The following is a 20,197-nucleotide window of genomic DNA, read 5'->3' on the forward strand; positions in this document are numbered from 1 at the left end:
AGTTGAAGCGGTATACGCGGTTTACAGCCCCGGACGGGAGGCGAGCGTGGCAGCGCCGAGAGACCCCAACTCCCGCCTGCGCGAAACCATTTCCGCGACCGGCTGCACCTACGAGGCCCTGGCGAGAGACGTCCGTCGCATCGCGGCCGAGAACGGCGAGATCCTCCAGACCAATAAGTCGGCCGTCTCCCACTGGGCCAACGGCACCCGCCAGCCCACCGGCCGGACCGGCCAGTACCTCGCCGAAGCCCTGTCCCGCCGAACGGGCCGCATCATCACTCAGACCGAGATCGGTCTACGCGCACCTGATGGCGAGGAGCCGGCCGAAGGGGATCCCGTTCTGGCCGCAACTGACCTCGGCCGGGCCGACGTTGAGCGCCGCCGCTTCCTCGCGGTGGCCGCCTTCACCACCGCCGGCGTGGCCATGCCGCTCGCCCACGACCACGAAGCCACCGCCCGCATGCTCCGCGCCCGCACGGGCACGTCCGTGGTCGGAGCAGAGGACGTGGACGTCGTACGCCAGATCACCGCTGCCTTCAGCGCGGCAGACGAGCGCCTCGGCGGCGGCCACGGTCTGACCACGGTGACCGCGTACCTCGCCGACACCGCTGCCCCCATGCTCCGGGGTCGCTTTTCGAGCGAAGGCTTACGACGGGGAGCATTCGGTGCCGTGGCTGAACTTGCCTACCTGGCAGGGTGGAAGCACCACGACCTCGGTCAGGAAGGCGCAGCCCAGCGCTACTACCAGGTCGGCTACCAGCTTGCCTGGGAAGCCGACCCGCACGGCCACGCCGCCTGGATGATGCGCGCCCTCGCCCACCAGGCGCTGAGTCTCAAGCAGCCCCATCACTGCGTCGATCTCGTTGAAGGCGCGCTCGTCCGCGGCCTGGGCCACGTCGACGGCCAGACCGAAGCCCTCCTGCACATCACCCACGCCCGCGCCTTCGCCGCCGTCGGTGAGAGGCCCGCAGCGGCCCGTGCCCTGCTCGCCGCCGAAGACGCCCTACTGCGGGACGATGACCTCCAGCCCAGCTACTCCAGGGTCAGTGGCCCGGCCGCCGGCACCGTCGCCAGCCACACCGCCCGCACGCTCACCGACCTCGCCGACCACATCGGCACCGAACAGCAGCACCGAGACGCGCTGATCCGCTGGGACCCCGAGAAGTACAAGCGCGTCCACGCCCTCACCTACGCCGACCTCGGCGACAGCCTCGCCGCCCAGGCTCGCGCCGACGAGGCTGTCGCCGACCTCGGCGACAGCCTCGCCGCCCAGGCTCGCGCCGACGAGGCCGTCGCCGCCTGGGCGCAAGCCCTGACCTTCATGGAGGGAATGACCTCCGACCGCACCCGTAAAGCGATCACCTCGCTCCGCTCCACCCTCTCCATCTACCAGCGCCGCAAAGTGCCCGGAGCCGCCGAACTCGCCCGCCGCGCACGCGAAGCACTGGCCTAAGCTGCCCACCAACCGGCCGACGAAGGGACACCAGCCGTGGCTCAGCGGACAACCGACGACCAGCCCAAAGCCCTACCACCCGCCATCGAATCCATGACCCTGCTGGTCGCCGCCGTCATCGTCCACGACAAGGCCACCAACCGCGTCGTCCTCCTCCAACGCAGCCAGAACGCCAAGTTCGCCCAGGGGATGTGGGATCTTCCCGTCGGCAAGAGCGAACCCGGGGAACCCATCACCGAGACCGCCGTGCGCGAGTTGTACGAGGAGACCGGCCTGACCGTGAAACCTGAGGCTCTGACGGTCGCCCATGTCATTCATGGCGCCTGGGGCGTCGAAGCTCCCAACGGCTTCCTCACCGTCGTCTTCGCCGCCCACGAATGGACTGGCGAACCCGAAAACCGCGAACCGCGTAAACACGCCCAGGTCAGCTGGGTCGACGCCGACACCATCCCGGAGGCATTCGTAGATACAACTGCCAGCGCCCTCCACCGTTACCTCAGTAGCGGGCCTCAGGTGTCACTTGACGGATGGGATTAGACGGACCTTTTCGCAGGTACAAGGTCTCCCCTGAGCACATCCGCTGGGCCGTTCCGCTGACCAGCAAGTTTTTCCGCACTCGCGACGGCCAACCACTGACAGAGGCGCGTCATGCCCTGCGTGGACTGACGCTCGCTTGAGCGTCAGCAGCAGGCAGTACCTGCTCGGCGCCCGTGGTGTCGCAAGGGTAGCGGTGCCAGGCACCGGAGCCCGGGCGAAGGACATCGTTCTCCCCGCCCGGGCACTAGGGCCCACGCCTGCTGGCTTGGTGAGGCTGACACCTGGTTATGCTGCCGCCAGGATATCGACGGCGAAGACGAGGGTGGACCGTGCCGGAATGCCCTTTCGGGCCTGAGTGCCATAGCCGAGGCCAGGTGGGACAACAAGCAAAAATCTGCTGCCTACTTTTGCGCCGACCAGGGCCTTGTCCCAGCCCTTGAGGACGTTACCGCGGCCGATGACGACCGTGATGGGGTGGTGCTGCGCCCAGGAGGAGTCGAAGAGGGACGCCCGGTTCTTTGCGCGGTTAGCCTCCCAGACCGCGCCGGAGTACTGGAGAACGACTGTCTGACCGGTCTTCACCTTCGGGCCTGGCCCGCTGACGAGCGACCTGGAGACGAGGCGCCGGGGTGCGGCGGTGTCGGGTACCGAGATCGTGGCAGGCGAATGCCCCACCTGAATCTCGGGCAATTTGCCAGGTACTGAGCGTTGCTCCCCGGAGACGATGGCATCCGCGGCCAGGACCTTCGCGACATCAATGACGAAGACGACGGTCTCGGTGGCCGAGACACCCAGAACGGCATTGCCGGTCGTGCCGTAGGCGGCAGCCGGCGGGGCCACCACCAGCACTCGGCTACCGGCCTGCTGTCCTTGGACGGCGAGGTCCAATGCGGGTATCACCGCCCCCTCTCCCACAGGGAACACCTTGGGGGCGACTTCCTTGCCGTACGTGTTGGGCAGGTTCTTTCCACCGTTCCAGGTTTTCGCTGTGTAGTTGACGACCACCACGTCGTCATTCCCCGCCTTGCGGCCATGCCCCGTCGTCAGAAGGGCGACGACGAACTTCCCGCTCGGCTTGGCCTTGGGAATGGTGATGGCGGCCTCATGCCCGACAGCTCCGGCGACCGCAGGCAACACCGCGTCCGAATGCACAGCCGCCGGTAGTGAGGGCCGGGATACCGACACCGTGGGGGCAGGCAAGGGACGGTGGCCACCGTTCGGAGGTGTCGAGGCATGTTCGCCACTGCAGCCGGTCAGCAGTACCGCGCTCATCAGGAACAGGTATGCCACAGGTCGCGCCATCATGAATTCCAGCGTCCATTCGGAGGTTGCACCGAGAGGAAAGTCGTTACTTCGAGGGGGTGACAGCTCTACCAGAACTCGCCCCCGAGTTACTGTGTCCGCCGCGACTCACGTGTGAGGAAGAGGCGCAGCGCCGCAAATACCCATGCGCCGACGAGCAAGGCACACGCGCTCTCGAGAAACGCTGTATTCCGGTCCCCGTCTTTCAGCAACTCCGTTACGTATATCGCCGCCTGAAAAGCGCCGATGACGAAGAGAACGATGGATCCGGCGGCAAGCCCGGAAGGTTTTTTCATGGGATTCCTCTCCTGACGTGTGGACTGCCTGGGGTTGGCAGCCCTGGTCGGCGGCCCCAAGGGGACCGCCGACCAGGGGCTTCTTTCATACCCTGCACTCGGCTGTGCGGCGCTCAGCCGATCAACAGTGGGCTTACGGGATCAGCAGTTGTAGTAGACCGGGTATGAGTACTCGGCCCAGTAGTACGCCACCCATTTGGCCGTTGCGAAGACCTTGAGGCACTTATTCCGCTCTTTGGCCCGGTAGGCCCACCATGCGATGAGGGCTGCGTAGGCACCCAGGAGGGCGGCGAAAAGCCCCACGTACACATTGATGGCGGCGAGGATGGCAGCGAAGAACCCGTAAAACGTCAGAGCGTAGGGGCCTTCGTTCGCGATCTTCTTGGTGGCCCACCAGTTGAAGTAGACCCGCACCGACGATCCGACGTGCCACCCCGCGTCCCAGCCATACCAATCCCAGTAGGACCAGCTGTGGCCGATGATCTTACCGAAGAACCGGTACGAGGTATGCCACCGGCTCCACCTTCCGTCGAGGTCGACCCGGTTGACGGGGTCGGCGAGGGAGTAGTCGTAGGCATTCGCGTTTCCTCCAGCGACCGGGTCGACCGAGAGGAAACGCCCCAGAGTCGGATCGTAGAGCCGGGCACCCATGAGTACTGCTCCGCTGGGAGTCTCGCTGGAGCGCTGCGCGCCGCCGAGCCAGCCGTACGCGGTGGTGGGGCTGTCGGCCACGACGTTGCCGTACTCGTCCTGACGAAGGACAGTCGGGCTCTTGGTGGTGTCCAGCGGGAGCTGGAGGTTCACGTCGCCGTGGAGGTTGGTGAGTTGGAGCACGGTGTCGCCCGTGGCTGTGGTGATGGCCTGGAGTTGACCGTCCATGCCTCGGACATTCCGGGCGATGGTTCCGCTGGTGTTGTCAGCCGTCCACGACGGGCTGTCGCTGTCCGAGCCGTAGTGGTTGGTCTTGCTACCGCTCTGGCTCCAACTGGTGTCGGAGTTCTGGGTCTCTGTGGTCCAGGAGGCGAGACGGCCTGCGGCGTCCAGGTCCCAGGTCTGACGATTGGTTCCGAGAGTCTGCTGGTGGACCAGGTCGTTGACGTAGTAGCCGATGACGGTGCCGTTTGCCTCGGTAGAGGTGCGGCCGAAGGCGTCATAGCTGACGCCGGTGGCGCTCAGTCGATCGGCACTGTCGTAGGTACTGCTGGTGGTGGTGGCATCAGTGTCGGTGCAGGCTCCGCCAGGTGTGCTGGTGCTGGTCGCCAGACCGGTGCGGTTGGTGTTGTTGTCGAAGGTGTAGGCCCTGCGGGTGCAGGAGCCGTCCGCCGCGGTGTCGTTCGTCTGGGTCAGTCGGCCGACCTTGTCGTAGCTGTATCCCTGTTCTGTCGTGTCGCCGACGGTGCCGGTGTGATGGACGACCTGACCGTGGACGGAGTAGTCCGCCTCGTCGGCGAGAAGAACGGCGCCGTCGCTGTCGCGGGTGTAGGTCCGCGAGGTGTCCGAGCCGATTTCGTCGTACCCGCTGGTGACGGTGTATCCGCCGGGCAGGTGCTCGGTGAGCGGTTCCCCATCGGCCCCGTAGGTGACGCTGAAAGTTCCGGCGACTGAGTCCGTCATGGACGTGGGCAGACCGCGTGGCTCCGTCGCGGAGTCGTAGGCGAAGGTGGTGGTGGACGGCGCCGAGTCGGTGAACTTGACCGGTCGGTCGAGTTGGTCGTACTGGGCGCTCTGGGTGTTGCCCGCGCCGTCGTTGTAGCTCAGCTGGCGGCCGAGCATGTCGAACACGGTGGTGATGGTCTTGCCGTTGGCCGACCTGGTTGCCACCTGGCCGTTGGTCGGGTCGAAGGTGGTGGTGGTGTCCGGCACTGCTGTGCCCGTGCCACCGGTGAAAGTGGTTCCGGTGATCCGGCCCGCCGCGTCAGTAGTGCTGGAGGTGGTGCGGGTGACGCCGTTGGCCGTCTCGATCACCGTGACCGCCTGACCGTACCCGTCGTACTGGAGGGTCTTGGTGGGCAATTGGCTGGGGTTGGAGCCCCCGCCGGTGATGGCCCCGGCCGGGCCGATGGAGCAGATCAGATCGGCCCACTCCGGCCGCCCATTGCAGGCGCCGGTGCCGCTCGCAGACCAGTACGTGGTTACCGTGGCGCCGGCGTCCGTGCCGGTCGACTTGGGCAGAGTGGTCTTGACCGCCCGACCCTGGGCGTCGTAGGAGGTGGTCTTGGTGATGTTCAGGCCGCCGGCGTCCTCGATCGTGCTGAGGGGCAGGCCCTTGACCCAGTCGTAAGTGGTCTTGTCGGTGCGGGTGTCGCCATCGGACGGATAGCCGTCTAGCCGTACGCCCGTGGTGACCGTGGTCGGCACGTTGGAGATCTTCGCGGTGCCGTCGGTGGGACGGCCCTCGTCATAGCTGGTCACGGTGTGTTGGCGAGCCGCGACCTCGCTGCCTGCCGCCAGGTCCGTGCCACCGCTGCCGGCAGGGAGAGCCCCGACCAGGGTGACCAGGTGCAACGGGCCCAACGCCTCCAGCTCGCGCAGCCCGTCGGTGCTGTACACGTGGGTCGTGGACAGCGCCTGCGCGCGTTCTGCGGTCGTGACGTCGCTGATGCCCAGACGGGTGAGTTCGGCCAGGCCGTCACCGTCCGTTGCCAGAGACAGCTCCCGGTTGGCGGCAGTCAGCTCCTGCACCACGATCCCGAGGTGGTTGAACTCCGTGGTCGTGATGTGCCCACCTGGGGCAGCGGTGTTGACGTCGCGCCCGGAGGCGTCGGCGTAGCTGATGGTGGCGCGCTGGTACGCCGTGGCGGTGAGATCGCGGCCGTCGTGCGAGGCCGGGACCGCGTCCGGCGGGAAGATGGCCGTGGCATCGGTCGGCACATCCGTCTGACCCCAGGCCGCGACGTCCGTGGTACCCATGGCATAGGGGGCCGTGCTGCCGCTGACTGGCACGTCGTACACCAGGTTGACGGCGGCGGTTCCGCCGTCGGTCTGGGTCGCGGACCCCGCCACCAGCGTCGGGCGAGAAGCGGACAGGAGCATGCCGCTGCCGGCAGTGGCGGCGTTTCCGGCGGTGCCGTAGGCGAAGGTCCACGGCAGCTCGCCAGGCGGAGTGAGCCCGGTGACCCGGCCAGCGCTGTCATAGCTGTACTGGGTCTTCAGGGCCGGACTGATCTGCGGATTCCATGCCTCGCGCAGTCGTCCGCCGTCGTCGTAGCGGTACATCTCCACGGACTTGGCGGTCGACGCAGCCGCACCCGGCTCGGTCGACCACAAGCGGATCTCCTTCACCTGCCCGGCGAAGTCGCCCAAGACGGTGGAAGTCGCAGTGGTGGTGGAGGCGTAGATGAACTCCAGCGCCCGGCATCCCTTGGTCGCCAGGTTGGTGGCGCATGTGCTGGAGGAGACCGCGGAGTTCGGGGCGATCACCGACTTCGGGCGGGCCAGGGTCTGGTTCCCGGACACCACCTTCTCCGAGACGATCGTGACGGTGGAGTCGGATGTCGCCCGGTACGAGGTGGCGGCCTGCCAGGCGGTAGCTGCCGGATCCACCTTCGCGAAGGTCGTGGTCGTACCGTCGTGGTCCTTCAGTGTGAAGGAGCCGCTCAGCGAACCTGTCAGGGTCAGGTCCTCCGACCCCGGCGCCGCCTGCCATCCGCCGCCGCTGGTGGCGGTGAAGCCGACGCCGACCCCGCTGGAGTCGAGCAGTTCCACAGAGGTCGAGGACGTCTGGCGGACACTGCTCCAGTCAGAGCCGGTCACGTCGGAGGTGATGCCTGAGATCCAGTCGGGGCCGAAGATCGCCGCCTCCCCCTCGATCCCCGTGTCATTGGTGGCCCGACGGGACGAGGTGGTGCGCGTGGCGCTCAGTCCGAACGCCGAGGTGTCGGACTCGGTCAGGACGAAGTCTCCGGTGAGCGTGTTCACCTCACCCGGGCCCACCTCCTGTGTGGGAGCGTCTCCCGCCTCGCGGTCGACATTCACCGTGACCGGCTGGGAGTAGCCGGTGGTGGTCCCGTCGGTGAAGGAGGCCCGGATGTCGATGGGGCCGTCTTCTGCCAGGCTGGTGGTGATGTTCCAGGTCAGCGCCGGAGGCTGCCCGGTGGGTGCGGCAAGCGGCCAGGCGGTGACCGGGGAGCCGTCGGAGTTCTTCGTCACGTCGGCCAGCGGCACAGTGGTCCAGCCGTCGGTCTCGCCCCGCCGGTACTGGTAGGTCACGCCGGTGTAACTGGTCTTGCCGGTCGCGGCCAGTGCCACCCGTCGCGCCGGGCGGTCGCCGTCGGCCGGGGTGATTATCGCGGCACCGTCGGCGCCGACGCCGAACTTGTACTCGGTCGAGGTGGTGGACAGGTTGCCGCCGGAGTCGACGGTCTTGGCGTACAGCGTGTGCCAGTCTTCGCCCGGCTTGATCGTGATCGTCAGCGGGTCACCGCCGTTGCCGTCGGTGGTGTCGTAGACCCGCTTGGGCATGGAGGAGTCATCCAGGCCCCAGTAGAAGCCCATGCCGTCCGTCGAGGACGTGTCCAGGGTGCAGGTCGCACCGTTGTCAGCCGTTGCCGTCCAAGTGTTCTCGCTGTAGGGGTCACAGGAGATCGTCGGGGCGGTGGGCTTGGCGACGTTCGGCACGAAGTAGATGTAGGACGACCAGGCCCCGTAATCCGTGCCGTCGTAGCCGCGCACCCGCATGCGCAGGTGCGCTCCGGCTAGCTGGCTCGCGCTGGGGATGGTCAGCTTCGCGGTGCCGCCGGAGGCCACCGAGGCGGAGGTTCCGGTATAGGAGTAGGAGGTCTCACCGCTGTACGACGGGTCGTTGGTGATCTCGAACTGGCCCTTGACCGTGGAGCCGTCCGCGTCGGTCACCTTCGCCGACACCGTCGGAGTGTAGGTCGTCACATACTGCTTGCCGCTGTAGGCGTTCACCGAGCTCGGCGAGATCGCCAGCGCGCTCGTCGTCGCGTACGAGTTGTAGGTCACGACCAGCTTCGGTGCATAGCCGGAGGTCGTGTAGTTCGCCGAGCGGAAGCGGCGCCAGGTGGTGGAGTCGGTCTCGTCCGCGCTGCGGATCTGCAGGCCGTAGTTCGTGGAGCCGTCGGCCCACGCCTGCGTGATCGTCTGCAGGTTCCAGTTGGACCAGTTGGCGGCGCAGGACGAGTCGTAGCCCCAGTGCCCGGTGTTGGTCGCCATTCCGGTCGTGGTGGTCGACGGCTGGGCTGCCCAGGTGATCGACGACGAGGACCAGGTGGAGGTGATGCGGCGGGCCTGCGTGGCGGCTCCGGAGGTGGAGCAGGTTGCCGAGTAGTAGTTGTACAGCGACATGGTGGCCGCGGTGATGTGCTTGCCGGTGAACTTCGACACGTCGAACTTCAGGTACGAGTGGGCCGTGTCCGTGCCGCCGTCGTAGGTGCCCGACTTCAGCTCCTGCGAGGAGACCTGCGAGTCGGGGTAGTCCGGGGTCTGCACCCAGGTGTCCGTGGTCACCGCGAGCGTCGAGGTCGGGTCCACCGTCACTGGGTAGGTCGCGGTCGCCAGGAAGTCCTTGTCCGGGGTGAGGACGAGGGTCTGCGAACCGTCCGACGCGGCCTCGACCTTTGTGGAGACCTGCTCCTGGTGCGCAGATTCACCCGATGCTGCGTCCTTCGAGGCGTCCCACATCATCGGGGCCGGCGCCTCAGCGACCAGATCTCCGTCACCGTTCTTGAGCAGCAGGTGCCCGGAGTCGGCCTGGGACAGCTCCAGCCCGTCCAAGTTCAGCGGGATCCGGTACGACACCGCATCCCCGTCCGGCTGCTGGGCGAGTGCGATGTTCTCCGAGAAGCCCTGAGCCAGTGCGGTGACGGACAAGGTTTGGCCGCTGCCCAGGTCGTAGGAGGCCGTGCTGTCCTTCACCTCCGGGGTGGGCAACTTGTCCTCCCAACCCAGCCCGAAGGACTCCTTGCCTTTGGTCACCGATGCCAGCTGCGTGTCCCCGCCGTCGGAAACCGTGATGTCCGCGGCTGCGGCCTGAGGCGTCAAGTCCGCACCCGTGTCGGACAAGGACGTGTCGATGTCCTTCCAGACACCGTCCCGCTTCACCCGCACCGGACCCGCGTACGCTTCTGTCTGCAGCTCGCCGCTGGGCAGGGCATACGTGGTCGAGTCGGTCGCACGCTCGGACAACACCTCGATCTTCCGGTCCTGCAGACGGGCCATCAGCACTGCCGACGCCTCATCCTGCGCCTCCGCAGGACCAAACGCCGTGGCGGAGTCGGACGCGGTGGACTCCGATGCCGTGCTGGCTGTGGTGGCAGCGAATGCGAGCCCGCTGTCTTGAGCTACTAAGGCTGTCTCGGCAGCCATGACCATCACGATGCCGATGGCTATCTGACGCAGACGGTGCGACCGGCGCACACGTCTGGGACGTGATCTGACGAGGATCACGGGTCTGTGACGCAAAATCAGTTCCTTCCTGGCATGTTCACGCTCTAGGTCAACAGAAACGAACTGAATCTTCACGGAGGGCAAAGGCCGTTGTCTGGCAAGGGTCGCCTGGGTTGGGGTAAACCCATGACCAAGTCAAGTAGCCATCAAATCAATGGGATTGCCGGTCCGTCGAGATGTCGCAAACACGACTAATGTCCAAATTTGAAACTGCATCTCGCTTGTCGTGAAGGCATAAAGATGGCTTCAGAGGCGCATAGAAACTTTTCCAAGATATAAAGGGAGACCTGGCTAAAATGTAATGAATCCGAAGCTCCTGGTTGCCGACACCGCTCCCACTCCGTACTCAGGTTGGTCATGTGGAAAGTCCGGAGGCGCGAGGCTCTGCCCGAGGAAGAGACTTGAACCCAGAGGCCAAGCCCAGGGGCGGTGGTGCCAAGTGCTAGGCGTCTCAGGTTCGCCGAGCATCGCCGTAGGCTTCGAGACATGAGTCTGCGCTTGCACACCGTGTTCCTCCCGTGTCGCCGCTGAACGAGGGGAGCCGCGTGGCGTGCGCTCGGCCAGTAGCTGTGGACGCCGCGCGAACGGGCCGACCGCTTCGGTGAGTTCGTGCCGCTCCTCGACCGGCTGCTCCACCTAGGACTCGGTCTCGTAGGGCGGGGACTTTTACTCGGCGCACGAGGCGGGGAATATCCCGGGATGTGTTCAGAGGCCCCGACTGCCGTTCGCGGTGGCGGCCACCGGCCCGCGCGGGCTGAAGCTCGCGGCCCGGCACGGGCAGGCATGGGTGACCACGGACGACCCGAAGCTCTTCGAGTCAGGCACGCCTGTGGAGTCCCGCAGGTCGATCGGGGACCAGATCGAGAAGCTGGGCAAGTCGTGTGCCGACATCGGGCGCGACTCCGACGCCATACTGAAGATCCTGCTCACCGGTTTCACGCCAGACCGTCAGCGCCCCGTTGGAGTCCCTTGACGCGTTCGTCGACTTCGTGGGTACGCACGCTGAAATGGGCACGGAGATCGCCATTCACTGGCCCGTCTCGGACTCGGACTTCGCGGCCGACGAGGCGGTCTTCGAGCTCACCGCCGCCGAGGGACTTTCGTAGTTGCACTGACGCAGTGCTGCATTCTTGCGCATGCAGTTAGGGATGGACCTTGACCGGCTCGTTACTGACACTGCAGGTCAGTGCGTCTGTCTGCGTGAGCGATGCGTGAGCGGACGGTGTGGCAGGAGCTGTCCTGAGGTGGACCGCGCCCCATAGTGAATCTGTCCTGACCTGGTGGTTTCGGACACCAAGTCAGTGTCCAGAACTACCCAGCAAGATCCCGCCCGGACTTGTAATGCGTAGGTCGTCGGTTCGAATCCGGCAGGGGGCTCCATGGAAAACCCCGGGTCAGGACTCTGACCTGGGGTTTCTTGTTTGTGGTGCCTTGGGATCCGGGTTCGGCGTGGTGGTCGAGCGTGCAGCGGTCGTGCGGATGGGTTCCGATCTGCCGTGCGGTCACAGGCGTACTTGGGGCCGCGGGCTTGTGGCGTCCGGACAATGCCGCGATGACCAGACGAAACGTCAGGCTCCGGCGGCTCAGCGGCCGTCGATGTCCCGGTGGCCTGCCGTCGCGCCCGGCGGCAGGGCTTCCTGTCTCTGTGGCGCATGCGGCGACGTCAACCAGCTGAAAACGGACTGAGTCACGAGCCGTCGCGCAGTTCGTGCAGGCGCTCGCGGGTGAAGTGGATGTCGTCGAAGGTGACCGCACAGCCGTCACCGGTCGGCGACTGTGCCTCGAAGCCGATGGAGGCGGGCGTGGATGTGCCGTCGAGGGTGAAGAAGCGGATCATCCGCCAGGTCTTGCCGTCGAGGGATGCGTGGTAGGCGAAGGCGTGATCGATTCGGGAGACGCGCAGCCACACCGTCCGGCCGTCGACAACGAAGGCGTTGGCGTCATCCGCGACTCCGCGGGCGACCACGGAGACGATCATGGGTTCGCGGTCGGGAGAGAATTCGAAGCAGAGCTTGCCCCAGTTGCGGTCATCGAGCCACAGGAGCAGTACGCCGGCGTCGAAGGTGGACTCGAAGTCGACGGTGACGCGTGCGCTGAACTGGAAGTCACCCTCCGGTGGGACGCCGAGCAAGGTCGCGGCGTTGAGCATGGACTCGGCGTTGAGCTGAGAGTCCGCTCCCGGGTCGATGAAGATGTCGCTGTGAGCGGCCGCCGCGGCTGTCAGCGTGGCGGTCGCCTCGTCGATGGTCCACGCCTCGTCGGACGACGGCGAGAGGGTGAAGGGTAGGCCGGGCACGGTACGGGTGATGGTCATGTCGTTTCCTCCTGCGGGCTGACCATGGGCAAGCCGCAACGCCGGAACGCGGATGTCCGGTTCAAGGCGTGCGGGCCCTGTGTGCTTCGGGAATGAGGTCGTGGAGGGTGCGGCGGACGACGTCCTCGGTGAACTCCTGTGGCAGGAAGTACCGTTGAAGGCCGATGCCTTCCTGCACGGCGTCGATGACGTGACCGCTGACGCCGTGGACGTGGCGGGAGATGGCGTCCTTGGCACGTCGCATCCACTGCCGCATCAGTTCGGCGTAGCGGTCGTCGCGGATCGCCAGAACGTACAGTTCGGCCAGCAGGACCATGTCGCGCCTGCGGTCGCGGGAGTCCGTGACGATCATCCGGACGAGGCGCTCACGAGGGTCCTCGCCGGGTTCGAGATCTCCCATGGACTCGTCGAGCGGTGAGAAGAGATCGTTCGCGAAGCGCTCGAACGCGATGAAGATCAGATCGTCCCGGTTCGGGAAGTGGTAGGTCATCGACCCGAGAGGCACGTCGGCTGCCGCGGCGATGGTGCGGTACGTCGCGCCGCTCAGCCCCCGCTCCTCGATGGTGTCCAGTGTCACGGCCAGGATGCGGTCTCGTCGTTGCGGCTCGGTTCGCCGCGATACGGCACTCATCGGCTCGGAACTCCCCGCGATTGGCACCCTGCTGCGACTTGCCTCACCGGACCATAAGAACGTTCGTACGACAAGGCCGGATCTGACGGCGGTGTGATGCGCAGCATCAAACCCTGTCCATGTCGGCCGTGAGGATGCGCAGGTCTCATCGCCGATCCGCTGCGCGTCGACGCCCAGTACAAGGCCATCCCATCGTCGTCGACCGCGGCACCCGCACCGGCCGCCCAGACGGCGTCGCGCATGCCGATGAGATGGCCGCAGTGGGGTCCGGTCCGGCTCATGGGAGTCCATGAGGTGCTGGTCAGTTCCCCTCTGTCTCCGTCTCCGTTTCCGTCTCAGCCTCCGCCTCCGCGACCAGCGCATCGAGTGCCGTACGTAGCGCGGCCAGTTCGGCTGGTGTGGGATCGGCCGGTTCGTGCGGCATCAGCGCGGCGGGGTTGATCACGGGGGTGGTGCCCTCTGGACCGGACGCGGCTGTGGCGCGGGCCAGGAGCGGGCCGTTGTCGGGTGGCAGGGTGCCGAGGCCCTCGCGGAGTCTCGTCAGCGCGACCGCGAGCGGGGGCTGAGGGAAGGGGAAGTCGGTGGGGAGCAGTCCGGCCTGCTGTGTGTGGTCGTCGCCGCGGAAGTCCAGGGCCCAGTCCTCCCAGCCCGGCAACGGCCAGTTGTGGATGCCGGCCACGGTCTGTACGGCCCAGAGCGAGACGGTGCGGGTCTGCGGGTCGAAATGGGCGCCGCCGTACGGCATTTCCGTGGGCGGAGGCGTGGTCGGCGATGCGACGAGCAGGCCGATCAGGCCGGGGCCGTCGGCGACGTGTTCGACGGGCTCCCGACCGCTGCCCCACGCGCGCACCCTTCCGTCGGGCAGGCGCAGGGAGACGACGGACCAGGGCTCGGTGCTGTCGGTGTCCGCGTACCAGGAAGGTTCGAAGGTCTCGAACCAGCCCGGCGAGCGGGTCAGGTCCCGGCCGAGTCCCAGGTGGTGGGTCAGATCGCCCATGCCGTCGTGCGCGAAGCGGACGTCCCAGCCGGGCCAGGTCCGGGCCAGTACGGCGCGGGCGGCCATGCAGTCGGCCCAGCTGTCCGCGAAGGCGAACCAGAGCAGGATGTGGCGGTCGTGGTCGACGAGTGCGGCACCCTCGCACCACACGTCGTCGAGCCATTCGTCGATCTCCCGGTTGGCGCGGAAGCAGCGTGTCGCCGCGGCCGGACCGGGCAGCAGATCGTCAACCACACGGTTGGCGGCCCAGTGCGAGTAGTACCGCTGCCAGGCGCCGTCCTCGACCACCACGTACTGCGCTCGTGCTCCCATGACCGGCGAGGCTAGCGGCGCTGGACGACGGGTGACGAACGCTTTCCAGGCGACCGACTCCGGCTGGTCGCCGGCGACTCGGGCGCCTTGCTGGTGATCTCCCGGCGGGCATCCTCCGAGACTTGTAGGGCTGCCACAACCGGTATGGCGGGCACCTGAAGGCGCCACAGGAAAACCAACCAGCCGTACATCCTCTGATCAGGCCGAACATCACTCAGCAGCGCGGCGCGGCACCAGAGAGCATGATCACTCGTGGTCTTGTAATGCGTAGCTCGTCGCTTCGCATCCGACAGGGGGCTCCGCGAGAAACGCACAGGTCAGGCTCCATCCGGCCCGGGCTTTCGTATGGCGTCGGGGAGTTCTCTCAAGGTCGGGTCCGTGATGCGGGCCGTGAGGGCTCTGGTGAAGCGGTCGGCGTGGAGGACGCGGAACGGTCTGGAGTGGTACGGGCGGGTGGTCGGGTCTACGCGGTCGGTCAGGTTCAGTTGGTTGTGGATGCCTGCTATCGCTTCGTAGGCGTAGGTGAGGTGTTTTTCCCTCGTGTGCCAGTCCGTGGCCGAGAGGGCTGCCGTGAGGACGGGGATCAGGCGGTGGCCGGCCGTTGTGCGGGAGAAGGCGGTGCCCAGCCATTTGTTGTACGGGGGGTAGCGGCGGTCCATCAGGAGGCACAGGCGCATCAGGTGGCGGGTGAGGTGGGCGGCGACCGTCGCCGAGCCGAGTTCGTCGCCCACCTCGCCGCAGCGGCCTACGAAGGCCTCCTCCTGGGCGATGTGGTTCCACTGGCGGGCCAGGGTGTGGAGCCAGACGTCTCGGGGGTACCAGCGGAGGGTGTGGCGCAGGGGGCCCAGTTCGTGCAGGCCGTCGTGGAAGACCGCTCCTCCTGTGACCTCGGCCAGAAGTTGGGTGGGGGTCGTCAGCCAGTCCGATGTGGTGATTTCGTGGGTTGGGTCGAAGCCCAGCGTCGCCTTGAACCATGCCGTGGTGTGGGTTACTTCGACTCTGTGGTGGACCGGGCCGGTCGTGGTGCGCATGACTCGGACGTCGCCGTCCGGCGTCGGGGCGAAGTTCGTCGGGTAGCCGTGGAAGGTTTTCGGGAGGTGCTCGGCCAGGTGGTGTCTGATGCGGCCCGCGTGGCGGGGGACGTCCCGGGGGCGGAGGAACAACTGGAGACGCGGGCCCCATTCGTGGTCCGTCGAGCGCGGGGTGTCGTAGCCGAGGACCTCGGAGCCGCTGCCGATGCGGGCGGCGGAGTGCGGGATGTCGGGGGCGGCGTCCTCAAGGAGGGGGCGGACGGCTTCTGTGTAGAAACGGCGGGAGAGTTCGAGGCCCGGTAAGAAAGGTGGCATATTCGTGAAGCTCATGCCCCGACCCTGCCCAGTCTTCACATGATCGTGCGCGCGAATTTCCGCCGTCGCTCATCAACTCCCGGACGCGGGCGCCCAGTCGGGCAGGCGGGCAGGTGGACCACCGGTCACCGGTGCTGTCCCAACTCCCTCAACGCGCCGTCCGTCAGCCGGTACACCGTCCACTCGTCCTGGGGCCGGGCGCCCAGCGCCTCGTAGAAGTCGATGGCGGGGCGGTTCCAGTCGAGGACGGACCACTCCAGGCGTTCGTAGCCGCGGTCGACGCAGATGCGGGCGAGTTCGGTGAGGAGGGCCTTGCCGTGGCCGGCGCCGCGGGCCGTGGGGCGGACGTACAGGTCCTCCAGGTAGATGCCGTGGACGCCGCGCCAGGTCGAGAAGTTGAGGAACCAGAGCGCGAAGCCGATCGGGTCGCCGGTGGTGTCGTCGGTCGCGATGTGGGCGTAGGCGCCGGGGTGTTGGCCGAAGAGGGCCTCGTGGAGCTGTTCCGGGGTCGCCCTAGCCTCCTGGGGTTCCTTTTCGTAGGCGGCGAGTTCGCGGATCAGGGCGTGGATGACGGGGATGTCGGTGGGGGTCGCGGTGCGGATCATGCCGAGAGGGTAGACGGGCTCGGGTCCTTGCCGGGCTCGGTGGGGGGAGTGTGCTCGCGGCGGGGGAGGAGGAAGGGGCTGGCCAGGAGGAGGACCCCGGCCAGCGCGATCGCCGTGCGCGGGGTGGTCGCCGCCGCCAGCAGTCCCCACGCGGCCGTCAGCGCCGCGATCGCCGTGCTCGTGCTGATCGACCAGGCGGTCAGGGTGCGGGCGACCCGGTCGGGGGCGGTCTGTTCGAGGCGGCTGGTGGCCAGCAGCGGGTTGAAGACGCCGATGCAGGTCACCAGGCCGAGTTGGACGGCGATCACGAGGAGCATCCCGGGGACTCCGGGGCGGACGAACGCCAGGCCGACCGGCCAGCAAGCGCGCAGTACCCCGGAGACCAGCATCACCCTGTGCTGCCCGAACCGGGCCGCGAGCGGGCGGGCGAGGCGGGAGCCGACGAAGCCTCCGACACCGGAGGAGGCCGCGAGCGCGAGGGCGTACTGCCAGGGAGAGAAGCCGAGGTGACCCAGCAGGAGTACGGCGAGCAGCGGTTCGGCGGCCATGATCAGGCCGTTGACCATCATCGCGTTGAGGAGCAGCGGGCGCAGGGTGGGGTGGGCGAGGATGTAGCGCCAGCCGTCGAGCAGATCGCCCGCCCGCAGCCGCGGCGCACCGCTCCGCTCGGGGCGCGGTTCCGTGCCGCCGATGGCGCGGATGCCGAGGGCCGAGAGCAGATAGCTGACCGCGTCGGCGACCACCGTCGTCACCGGGCCGAACAGTCCGATCGCGACCCCGCCGAGCGGCGGTCCGAGCATGGTCGACGTCCAAGTCGTCGACTCGAAGCGGGAGTTCGCGACCAGCAGGTCCTCCCGTGGCAGCAGCGACTTCAGGTACGAGCCGCTCGCCGCGTTGAAGGCGATGTTCGCCGCGGCGACCGTGACGGAGACGACGAGGAGCTGGACGAAGGTGAGCCCGCCGAGCGCGTAGGCGACGGGGACGGTCAGCAGCGCCGCGAACCGGGTCAGGTCCATCGCGATCATCACCGGCCGCTTGCGGCGGAACTCCACCCACGGCCCCAGCGGTACGGCGACCAGGGCCCCCACCGCCCGTCCCGAGGCGGCCAGCACCGCGACCTGGGTCGGCCCGGAGTGCAGCACGAGGATCGCCATGAAGGAGAACGCGCCGAACCCGAGCCCGGTGCCGTACGAGCTGACCGCGAACGACGCCCACAGCCAGCCGAACCGGCGCCCGAGCGCTCGCCTGCCCACTCGCACTCCCTTGGTCGAACCACCCCGCGTTGACCTCAGGGATCCAACCCAGGGGCACCCTCGCCGGTCAAACAACCGACGCGCCGCGAGGTTACAACCTCTGGTTGTGTCGGCTGGTGAGGAGTGATTGTCAGTGGGCGCCAGTATCGTCGCCGACGTGGATCTCGACGCTGTGCGCACCTTCGTGGCCATCGTGGACGCGGGCCGTTTCCAGGACGCCGCCGTGGAGTTGTCGATCACCCAGCAGGCCGTCTCCAAGCGGGTCGCCGCGCTGGAGCGGGCCGTAGGCGTACGGCTCTTCGCGCGGACCCCGCGCGGGGCCGAACCGACCGTCGACGGGCGGGCGTTCCTGCCGCACGCCCGCGAACTGCTGCGCGCCGAGGCGCGGGCCTACGCCTCCGTCCGGCCCGGCCACCGCGCGCTGCGCGTCGACGTCATCGGCCGAGGACTCGCCCCGGCCGGCCTGCTCCGCGACTTCCATCGCGCCCGCCCCGAGATCGAACTCGACGTCGTGACCCTCTTCGACGCCGACACGGCCGTGGACGCCATCCGCTCCGGCACGGTCGACGCGTCCTTCCGCGCCGTCACCATGACCGGCCGCCGGCTCCCCGACGACATCGAGGTCAGCCGGGCCTTCGACGAACCCGTCCAGCTCCTCACCGGCCCGGCCCACGCACTCGCCGCCGCGCGGACCGTCACCCCGGCCGATCTCGTCGGGCAGCGGATCTGGATGCCCGGCCTCGTCCCCGGTACCGAGTGGGCCGCGTACTACGACGCGCTCGCCGCCGCGTTCGGGCTCACCATCGAGAGCACCGGGCCCGACTTCGGGGTGGAGCCGCTGCTGGACACCATCGCCGGTTCGCGTTCGCTGGCGACGTTCGTGGGCGAGCAGACCCGCCTGGTCTGGCCCGCCGGTCACGACCTGCGGCGCATCGCCGTACGGAATCCGACCCCGGTCTACCCGCACTCCCTCGTCCGGCACCGCGACAACCGGCATCCCGGGCTCGCCGCCCTCCGCGATCACCTCGGCTCGACCCGCTCTGACCTCTCCGACGCCGAGACCTGGACACCGGCCTGGGCATAGGCGCCCCGGGTCAGTCGCGCAGGCGCCGGGCGATCTCCAGGTGGTGCGGCGCGGGTGGGCTGTCGTCCTCGATCGCCCACAGCGCGTTCTGCAGCACCCGGCCGAGCGTCCAGGCCCGCGCCCGCGACCGGTCGAGGCCCATCACGTCCGTCATCGCGTCGAAGCGCCAACGGATTTCGTCGGGGTCGAAACGGTTGTCCAGGGCCGGGAAGAGTTCGAACCCGGGGTCGCCCGACAGCGGCTTGGGGTCGATGGCGCGCCAGGGGGCGCGGTCGGCGGAGAGTGCGGGGAGGGCGGAGAGCGCGGGGAGAGCAGAGAGGTCGGGGAGGGCGTCGTCGTAGCGCGGGCTCCGGAGCACGTTGTCGTAGTGCAGGTCCCAGTGCAGCAGCCGGTCGCCGGGCTCGGTCGCGACCTCGCGCACCGCCGCCGCGCAGTCCTCGATCAGGCGGCGGTCGGCCGGGTCGGGGAGGTGGGGGAGGGCGGCGGGGAGCTGCTCCAGCATGGCGGCCGTGATGTCGCCGAGGTGTCGGCGCAGCTCCGGCGGTGCGGATACCGCCGTCAGCCGGGCGAGCAGGCGGGCGATCACGAGGGCGGCCGCGCGGGAGTCCGGTTCGTGGGTGAGGGCGCGGGACGCGTCCAGGCGTTCCAGGAGCAGGGTGCCCGTTTCGTCGTCGTACTCCAGAAGTCGTACGGCGCCGTCGCCCGCCCAGGTGCGCAGGGCGATCGGCTCGCCCGCGGTCTCCTCGTCGAGGTACTGGAGTTTCAGCGCGGCCCGGGTGCCGTCGGTGCGCAGGACGGGGAGGACCAGGGCGCACATGCCGTACATCGAGGGGCCGTCGAGCCGTAGTGACCAGTGGTCGAGGAAGTCGGCCGTCCGCTGGGGGAGTTCCGCGACGAAGGCGCGTCCGGCCGCTCCGTTGAACGTCTCCTGGGAGGCGACCAGTCCGGCCGGAATGTCGATCACGGCTCCGACGATACTTGCGTGCGTGAATCGGCTCATGCGAATTACCCGGGGCCTCCACAGGGTGTGGGCGTACGTGCGCAGCGCCCCCGGCACCTACGTCTGGCTGGGGATCCTGTTCTTCACCACGGTCGCCATGCACCACATGTCGCCGGAGTTCGAGCAGGAGTTCCTGCGGCAGCGGTCCACCAACATCCACGAGCTGTCGAACAACCCGGTGCGGGTGCTGTTCGCGAGCGCGATGTGGATAGACGGGGGGCGCTGGCTGCCGTACGCCGCGCTGTACACGGTGTTCCACGCGCAGGCGGAACGGTGGCTCGGTACGGCGCGGTGGCTGATGGTGTGTGTGGCCGCGCATGTGCTGGCCTCGCTGATCAGCGAGGGCGCGCTGCTGGAGGCGATCAGGCGGGGCGTGGCGCCGCAGCCCGCGGTCAACACCCTTGATATCGGGGTGAGTTACGCGCTGGCGGGGGTGGTTGGCGTGCTGGTGTACCGGATCGCGGTGCCGTGGCGGTATCCGTATCTGGTGGTCGTGCTGGCGGTGTACGGGGTGCCGTTGGCCACCGGGCGGACCTTCACCGATCTTGGGCATTTCACGTCCGTGGTGATCGGGCTGGCGTGTTATCCGCTGGTCAGAGGGTGCGGAAAAGCATGGAATCCGAAGGAGACAGTCGCCGCGCTCAGGGGTTAGCGTCCGG

At 67.8% G+C, this 20,197-nt stretch carries 14 protein-coding genes and 1 pseudogene; 5 read left to right on the forward strand and 10 right to left on the reverse strand.

Going from position 1 to position 20,197, the window contains the following annotated elements; translation table 11 throughout:
• The first annotated feature begins 46 nt into the window (after positions 1-46).
• Positions 47-1,453, forward strand: coding sequence for a tetratricopeptide repeat protein (locus OG714_RS28100; protein ID WP_406125053.1), 1,407 nt, complete (start codon positions 47-49; stop codon positions 1,451-1,453).
• Positions 1,454-1,489: 36 nt separating this feature from the next.
• Positions 1,490-1,990, forward strand: coding sequence for an NUDIX domain-containing protein (locus OG714_RS28105; RefSeq protein ID WP_406125055.1), 501 nt, complete (start codon positions 1,490-1,492; stop codon positions 1,988-1,990).
• Positions 1,991-2,275: 285 nt separating this feature from the next.
• Here the strand turns inward: OG714_RS28105 and OG714_RS28110 are convergent, their stop codons facing one another.
• From OG714_RS28110 to OG714_RS28120, 3 genes are all read right to left on the reverse strand, one after another.
• Complete coding sequence (locus OG714_RS28110; protein ID WP_406125057.1) at positions 2,276-3,280, reverse strand: FKBP-type peptidyl-prolyl cis-trans isomerase; 1,005 nt, start codon at positions 3,278-3,280, stop codon at positions 2,276-2,278.
• A gap of 101 nt (positions 3,281-3,381) precedes the next feature.
• Positions 3,382-3,588 carry a hypothetical protein gene (locus tag OG714_RS28115; RefSeq protein WP_406125059.1) on the reverse strand — a complete coding sequence of 69 codons (207 nt, stop codon included), beginning with the start codon at positions 3,586-3,588 and terminating at the stop codon, positions 3,382-3,384.
• 141 nt (positions 3,589-3,729) lie between these two features.
• Positions 3,730-9,768, reverse strand: coding sequence for a DNRLRE domain-containing protein (locus OG714_RS28120; protein WP_406125060.1), 6,039 nt, complete (start codon positions 9,766-9,768; stop codon positions 3,730-3,732).
• 798 nt (positions 9,769-10,566) lie between these two features.
• On the opposite strand from OG714_RS28120, the pseudogene OG714_RS28125 reads away from it, so the two are divergent.
• Positions 10,567-11,102: pseudogene (locus tag OG714_RS28125) on the forward strand (LLM class flavin-dependent oxidoreductase); the annotation flags it as partial.
• Positions 11,103-11,683: 581 nt separating this feature from the next.
• Here the strand turns inward: OG714_RS28125 and OG714_RS28130 are convergent.
• From OG714_RS28130 to OG714_RS28155, 6 genes are all read right to left on the reverse strand, one after another.
• The gene (locus OG714_RS28130; RefSeq protein WP_406125062.1) at positions 11,684-12,310 is read right to left on the reverse strand and encodes a DUF1349 domain-containing protein; all 627 of its coding nucleotides are present in this window, start codon (positions 12,308-12,310) and stop codon (positions 11,684-11,686) included.
• Positions 12,311-12,371: 61 nt separating this feature from the next.
• Positions 12,372-12,941, reverse strand: coding sequence for a TetR/AcrR family transcriptional regulator (locus OG714_RS28135; protein WP_406125064.1), 570 nt, complete (start codon positions 12,939-12,941; stop codon positions 12,372-12,374).
• Positions 12,942-13,242: 301 nt separating this feature from the next.
• Positions 13,243-14,250 (reverse strand): hypothetical protein, encoded by a 1,008-nt coding sequence (locus OG714_RS28140; protein WP_406125066.1) that lies wholly within the window; start codon positions 14,248-14,250, stop codon positions 13,243-13,245.
• Between the two features lie 317 nt (positions 14,251-14,567).
• Complete coding sequence (locus tag OG714_RS28145) at positions 14,568-15,596, reverse strand: DUF4037 domain-containing protein (RefSeq protein ID WP_406131981.1); 1,029 nt, start codon at positions 15,594-15,596, stop codon at positions 14,568-14,570.
• 125 nt (positions 15,597-15,721) lie between these two features.
• On the reverse strand, positions 15,722-16,201 hold the full coding sequence (locus OG714_RS28150; RefSeq protein WP_406125067.1) for a GNAT family N-acetyltransferase: 480 nt from the start codon (positions 16,199-16,201) through the stop codon (positions 15,722-15,724).
• On the reverse strand, positions 16,198-17,454 hold the full coding sequence (locus OG714_RS28155; protein WP_406125069.1) for an MFS transporter: 1,257 nt from the start codon (positions 17,452-17,454) through the stop codon (positions 16,198-16,200). The genes OG714_RS28150 and OG714_RS28155 overlap by 4 nt, the downstream gene beginning before the upstream one ends.
• Positions 17,455-17,611: 157 nt before the next feature.
• On the opposite strand from OG714_RS28155, the gene OG714_RS28160 reads away from it, so the two are divergent.
• A complete protein-coding gene (locus OG714_RS28160; RefSeq protein WP_406131982.1) occupies positions 17,612-18,538 on the forward strand; it encodes a LysR family transcriptional regulator in 927 nt (308 codons plus the stop codon).
• Positions 18,539-18,548: 10 nt separating this feature from the next.
• Here OG714_RS28160 and OG714_RS28165 read toward each other — a convergent pair whose 3' ends face one another.
• Complete coding sequence (locus OG714_RS28165) at positions 18,549-19,538, reverse strand: aminoglycoside phosphotransferase family protein (protein ID WP_406125070.1); 990 nt, start codon at positions 19,536-19,538, stop codon at positions 18,549-18,551.
• Here OG714_RS28165 and OG714_RS28170 point away from each other — a divergent pair.
• Positions 19,537-20,190, forward strand: a complete 654-nt coding sequence (locus tag OG714_RS28170) for a rhomboid-like protein (protein ID WP_406125072.1) — start codon at positions 19,537-19,539, stop codon at positions 20,188-20,190. The two genes, OG714_RS28165 and OG714_RS28170, sit on opposite strands and share 2 nt — an antisense overlap.
• Positions 20,191-20,197: the final 7 nt, after the last annotated feature.

The organism is Streptomyces sp. NBC_00989, assembly GCF_045162655.1.
In the GTDB taxonomy this organism is placed as follows: domain Bacteria; phylum Actinomycetota; class Actinomycetes; order Streptomycetales; family Streptomycetaceae; genus Streptomyces.

What these genes read in the sequence shown, in the direction of transcription:
- OG714_RS28115 (WP_406125059.1), bottom strand. Translation starts at nt 3,588, where the DNA reads ATGAAAAAACCTTCCGGGCTTGCCGCCGGATCCATCGTTCTCTTCGTC.
- OG714_RS28120 (WP_406125060.1), bottom strand. Translation starts at nt 9,768, where the DNA reads ATGGCCCGTCTGCAGGACCGGAAGATCGAGGTGTTGTCCGAGCGTGCG.
- OG714_RS28130 (WP_406125062.1), bottom strand. Translation starts at nt 12,310, where the DNA reads ATGACCATCACCCGTACCGTGCCCGGCCTACCCTTCACCCTCTCGCCG.
- OG714_RS28135 (WP_406125064.1), bottom strand. Translation starts at nt 12,941, where the DNA reads ATGAGTGCCGTATCGCGGCGAACCGAGCCGCAACGACGAGACCGCATC.
- OG714_RS28140 (WP_406125066.1), bottom strand. Translation starts at nt 14,250, where the DNA reads ATGGGAGCACGAGCGCAGTACGTGGTGGTCGAGGACGGCGCCTGGCAG.
- OG714_RS28145 (WP_406131981.1), bottom strand. Translation starts at nt 15,596, where the DNA reads ATGCCACCTTTCTTACCGGGCCTCGAACTCTCCCGCCGTTTCTACACA.
- OG714_RS28150 (WP_406125067.1), bottom strand. Translation starts at nt 16,201, where the DNA reads ATGATCCGCACCGCGACCCCCACCGACATCCCCGTCATCCACGCCCTG.
- OG714_RS28170 (WP_406125072.1), top strand. Translation starts at nt 19,537, where the DNA reads ATGCGAATTACCCGGGGCCTCCACAGGGTGTGGGCGTACGTGCGCAGC.
- OG714_RS28165 (WP_406125070.1), bottom strand. Translation starts at nt 19,538, where the DNA reads ATGAGCCGATTCACGCACGCAAGTATCGTCGGAGCCGTGATCGACATT.